Below are 5,499 nucleotides of genomic sequence, written 5' to 3' on the forward strand. Positions count from 1 at the left end.
AAAGCCCTGATGCAGCAGTTGCTGACAGGTAAGCGGCGGGTCAAAGTTGATAGCACCGGAAACTCAGGGGCGATAGCAAGCTTGTTTTATAACTAAAACCATAAAATATTTAATCTAGAAAGACCCTAAAATCCATACATAAGGAAAAAACATGCTAACTGTAAAAAATGCCGTACAAATTGCTAAAAAGATGGCTGAAGAGCTCTATGAAGGGGAAAAAATTAGTCATCTTGGTTTAGAAGAAGTTACTTTTTCTGAAGAAAAGAAAGAATGGCTAGTTACTTTAGGTTATCAGTCATTTCGTACAAGAAAGAAACAAACAACTCTCGGATCTTATGTGCCTGAAACAGAAGAAGAAACATTGCGTGAATATAAAACATTGCGAATTGATGCTGAAACAGGAGAGTTTAAAGGAATGAAGATTCGGAGCCTGTAGAAATGTCTCAGCATAAGCTGCAAAGTATTTTATTGGATAGCAATTTATTGCTACTGCTACTGATTGGAAGGCTCGGACACAAGGAGGTGGAAAACTTCAAGAAAACTCGGAACTTTACTACAGAAGATGCACAGCTGCTCGAAAACCATATTAAAGGTGAAAAGAAATTTATCATTACACCGCATGTTGTAGCTGAGACCTCAAACTTAATCGATTGGCTTGATCCAAGCAGAAAGGCAGCAGCCTATTTCAGCTTGAGCCAATACTTACAGCAGGCAGAAGAAATTTACGAACCATCCAAAGAGCTGATTCAAACACCTATTGCTTGTAAGCTAGGGATAACCGATGCGGCACTTTTTCAACTAACAACGCAGCGTGGCGTTGAGCTTGTGACGGCTGATCTTGAGCTTTATCACTGGGCAAGTAATCAGAAAGCATCAGCCGTCAACTTTCATCATCTACGCCATTATTTTTAGAAAAAATGCTCGCAGTGGCGCTGAACTTTGCCGAAGACCATCTTAACAAACTGCTGCAATGGCAGCCACCGAAGAAGTAAGGACACCCAATGACACACTACGCCCCCAAATTTCAGGAAAAATACAGCGCCAAGTTACCGGCGCTGACGTTATTGACTCGCCTTGGGTGGTCATTGTTCGTTCGTGAACTCGTACTCGATGAGATTAAGGCATGACGGATCAACAGCCACCCCAATCCCCAATGGGCGAGTTTGTGATGTTTGCCAGCCCTGACGGTAAGGTACGCATTGAATGCCGCTTCGAAAACGAAACGCTGTGGCTGTCACAGGCGATGATCTGCGATCTGTACGGCAAGGCCAAGGCCACCATCAGTGGGCATATCAAGCATATTTTTGAAGGTGAGTTGGTCGAGGATTCAGTTGTTCGGTTTTACCGAACAACTGCGGCTTGTGACCATCGCTAAAAACTATTTAAACCAACAAGAAATCGACGAGCTGAACCGCGTTGTATCGATGTGGCTGGATTTTGCCGAAGACCAAGCCAAACGCCGCCAGCAGGTGTTTCTACGGGACTGGCAGGATAAGCTGGATCAGTTTTTACAATTTAACGACCGTGATGTCTTGCAAGGTGCAGGCAAAATCAGCAAGCAGCAGGCCGATGAAAAAGCCTTGGCCGAATACACGTGCTTTGCTGAACAACACCGCCGCTTAAAAGAACAAGAAGGCGAAAAGGACATTAAAGAGCTGTTGCAATGGCAACCGCCAAAGAAATAAGGAACACGCATGACTACGCAAGCTGCCCCTAAATTTCAGGAAGAATACAGTGCCAAGTTACCGGCGCTGACGTTATTGACCAACCTCGGGTGGTCGTTCCTGTCTCCTGAACTCGCGTTAGCCGCCCGTGGTGGCAAGGCCGATGAAGTGGTTTTACGCGAGGTGCTGCGCGGTGAACTCCAGAAGCGCACTTTCACCTTTGCAGGTAAAAGCTACCCGCTATCTGAAAAGGCTATCGACAACCTGATTGCCGAGGTATGCAGCCCTGCACTTAACGAAGGCTTGTTAACCGCTAACGAACGCCTGTACAACCACCTGCTGTATGGCATTTCTGTCACTGAGTTTGTCGATGGCAAAAAGACTAGCACGACTGTCGCGTTGATTGACTGGCACAACCCAGCCAATAACAGCTTTGTATTTACCGAAGAGTTTACCGTGACGCGATCAGGGGGCGTAGAGAACAGACGGCCTGATATTGTTTGTTTTGTGAATGGTATTCCGCTGGTTGTCATTGAAGCCAAGCGCCCGGATGGGAAGGCTCGATCTGGAAAAGGGGGAGGCCCCACCATTGACGAAGGCATTTCGCAAAGCCTGCGTAACCAGCGCCATGATGAAATCCCGTTATTGTTCGCCTATAGCCAGATGTTGCTTTCCATAAACGGCAACGAAGGTCGCTATGGTACCTGCGGTACGCCCGCTAAATTTTGGGCCGCGTGGCGTGAAGAAGACATCGCCGATGCCGAGATGGTCGCCATCAAAAACAAAACGCTTAAAGATGAACAGCTGGCTGGCTTATTCAAGCACCGCCCGACAAAAGACTTGGATTGGTACCAGAGCCTGACCGCTGCCGGGGAGCTTGCTGTTACAGGTCAAGATCAACTACTGATCAGCTTGTTAAGCCCTGCCCGATTGTTGGAAATGACCCGATACTTCACCTTGTTCGATAAAAAAGTCGGCAAGATCATCGCTCGTTATCAGCAGGTATTTGGTATCAAGCGACTGATTGAGCGCATCAATATCCGAAGTAGCACCGGTGGCCGTGAAGGCGGTGTAATCTGGCACACCACGGGGTCGGGTAAGTCATTCACTATGGTGTTTTTAAGTAAGGCGCTGATCCTGCACGAAAGCCTGAAACAATGCCGTATCGTGGTGGTGACTGATCGAGTAGATTTGGAAACCCAGCTAAGTAAAACCTTTGCTTCTGGCGGCGAGTTGGCCGGGAAAAAAGACAAAGAAGCAGCAATGGCCACCTCGGGCAAACGCCTGGCTGAGCAGATTGGCAAAGGTTCTGAGCGGATTATCTTCTCGCTGATCCAGAAGTTTAATACCGCTACCAAAATGCCGGAGTGTGTGAACCACAGCGCTGACATCATTGTGCTGATTGACGAAGGCCATCGCAGCCAGGGCGGTGAAAACCATATCCGTATGAAGCAGGCACTGCCCAACGCGGCCTTTGTCGCCTTCACCGGCACGCCACTGTTAAAAGACGACAAGACCACCAATAAATTTGGCCCCATTGTCCATGCTTATACCATGCAACGCGCGGTGGAAGACCAGACGGTGACACCGCTGCTGTACGAAGAGCGTATTCCCGATCTGGATGTGAATGAACGCGCCATCGACAGTTGGTTTGAGCGTATTACCGAAGGGCTTTCAGACGAGCAAAAGGCCGATCTGAAGCGCAAATTTGCCAAAAAAGGCCAGGTTTACGGTGCGGATGATCGCATTCGTTTGATTGCCCTGGATATCGCCAACCACTTCATAAAAAACATCGACGAAGGTTTGAAAGGCCAGTTAGCCTGCGACAGCAAAGCCTCTGCCATCAAATACAAAAAGTATCTGGATGAAGCAGGTTTGTTTGAGTCTGCTGTGGTGATGAGCCCACCGGATACCCGCGAAGGCAATACGGCGGTGGATGAAGCGGCTACCCCGGAAGTGACTCGGTGGTGGAAAGAGCATATTGGTGCTCAGGATGAACAGGCCTATACCAAGGAGCTGATCGAGCGCTTTGATAAGGATCATGCACTTAAAATCCTGATTGTGGTGGATAAGCTGCTCACCGGCTTTGATGAGCCCAAAAATACGGTGCTGTATATCGACAAACCGCTGAAAGAGCACAGCCTGATCCAGGCGATTGCGCGGGTTAACCGCCTGCACCCGAAGAAGAAATTTGGCCTGCTCATCGACTATCGCGGCATTCTGGCGGAACTGGATACCACCATTCAGAAATATCAGGATCTGGCCTCCCGCACTCAGGGCGGTTATGACATCAATGATATTGCAGGCCTGTACAACCAGATGAGTACCGAGTACAAGCGCCTGCCACAGCTGTATAAGAAGCTGTGGGCGATCTTTGATGGGGTGAAGAACAGGAACGACATTGAGCAGTTGCGTCAGGTGTTGATACCCAAGATTGAGGAGCGTGACGGCGAGTTTGTTGACGTGCACCTTAAAGTGCGTGAAGACTTCTACGAAGCCCTGACGGCCTTCGCTAGCTGTTTGAAGGTAGCGCTGCAATCGGCCACCTTCTTTGAAGACAAGAGCTTTAGCGACCAGGATCGTCGTCACTACAAAGAAACGGTGAAGCAGTTCTCCAGCTTGCGTCAACTGATACAGCAAGATGCGGGCGAGAGGATTGATTACGACGAATACGCCGATCAGGTTAAAAAGCTGCTGGATAAGCATGTGGTGGGTGTTGAGGTTAAAGAACCCGATGGCGTGTATGAAGTGGGTAAGATGGGGCAAAAGCAACAGCCGGAAGACTGGAGCATTGATAAAACCCGCAATGAAACCGATATCATCAAAACCCGCGTAACCCGCATGATTGAGCAAGAGCTGCGAGATGACCCTTATGCTCAGGAGGCATTTTCCAAGCTGCTGCGCCAGGCGATTGAAGAAGCGGAAAAACTATTCGACCACCCACTGAAACAGTACATGCTGTTCCGTGAATTTGAAGAGCAAGTACAAGACAGACGCTTGAACGACATACCCGATGCCTTTGCCGGTAATCGCCATGCTCAAGCTTATTTTGGTGTATTCAAGAAAGTGTTGCCTGAAGCCCTCACCGTGTTTGACCGCCAGGTTCAGGATAAGTGGATCAAAATTGCCTTTGAAATTGATCAAGCGGTAGAAACCTCTGTCGCCGAGAATTCTATCAACCCACAGAACATCGAGGCTGATATTCGTAAAAAACTATTGCCCCGAATGTTTCAGGAATGCAAAGCTATTGGCGGCGGTATGGATCAAGCCAAGAAGATTGTTGAGATGATTATTCAGATCACTCGGGTCGGTTTGAGCGGGATTTGAACGGGAATGACCAGATGAATGTTCCTATTAAACCCCAATCCCCAAAATCGGGTCAGACCATGAGCTTCCGCTACGGTGATGAGCAAATTACCTTTGAGCGAGTTAAGCGCACGCAAGCCACTGGCAAGGTATTAATAAAAGTTTATCCCGACTGTCGGGTCATCGCATCGGCTCCTGAAGGTGCTGGGAGCGAAGCAGTTTTATCTGCTGTGAAAAAGCGTGGCCGTTGGATATACGAGCAACTTAGGGACTTTCGCAAACAGCTTGAATTCACCAACCCTCGGCAGTACATAAGCGGTGAGAGCCATTACTACCTCGGGAAACAATACCTGCTGAAAGTGATTGAAGCACCCGAGCAGGTTCAAGGCGTGAAACTGCTACGTGGCAAGTTGGAAGTTTCGGTAAGAACAAAATCCGCTGACAAGGTGAAAGAGTTACTTACAGATTGGTACAAAGCGCGGGCCAAGGAAACCTTCGCCAAACGGCTGGATGCGATGCTGGAACAAGC

6 protein-coding genes are annotated in these 5,499 nt (G+C 48.5%); all 6 read left to right on the top strand.

Annotation, left to right across the window (positions count from 1 at the left end):
• Positions 1-151: 151 nt before the first annotated feature.
• Positions 152-436, top strand: a complete 285-nt coding sequence (locus IBX50_RS16580) for a hypothetical protein (protein WP_292257408.1) — start codon at positions 152-154, stop codon at positions 434-436.
• Positions 437-438: 2 nt separating this feature from the next.
• On the top strand, positions 439-912 hold the full coding sequence (locus tag IBX50_RS16585; RefSeq protein ID WP_292257409.1) for a hypothetical protein: 474 nt from the start codon (positions 439-441) through the stop codon (positions 910-912).
• A gap of 211 nt (positions 913-1,123) precedes the next feature.
• Positions 1,124-1,375: a hypothetical protein gene (locus IBX50_RS16590; RefSeq protein WP_292257410.1), complete on the top strand. Its 252-nt coding sequence runs from the start codon at positions 1,124-1,126 to the stop codon at positions 1,373-1,375.
• Complete coding sequence (gene rhuM, locus IBX50_RS16595) at positions 1,332-1,685, top strand: RhuM family protein (protein ID WP_292257411.1); 354 nt, start codon at positions 1,332-1,334, stop codon at positions 1,683-1,685. Before IBX50_RS16590 ends, rhuM begins: the two co-directional genes overlap by 44 nt.
• A 9-nt stretch (positions 1,686-1,694) precedes the next feature.
• Entirely contained in the window at positions 1,695-4,991 is a 3,297-nt protein-coding gene (locus tag IBX50_RS16600; RefSeq protein ID WP_292257412.1) for a type I restriction endonuclease subunit R, read from the top strand.
• A 14-nt stretch (positions 4,992-5,005) separates the two neighbouring features.
• The coding region (locus tag IBX50_RS16605) for a YgjP-like metallopeptidase domain-containing protein (protein WP_292257413.1) at positions 5,006-5,499 on the top strand (494 nt) is incomplete at its 3' end.

It is taken from the genome of Marinospirillum sp. (assembly GCF_014859565.1).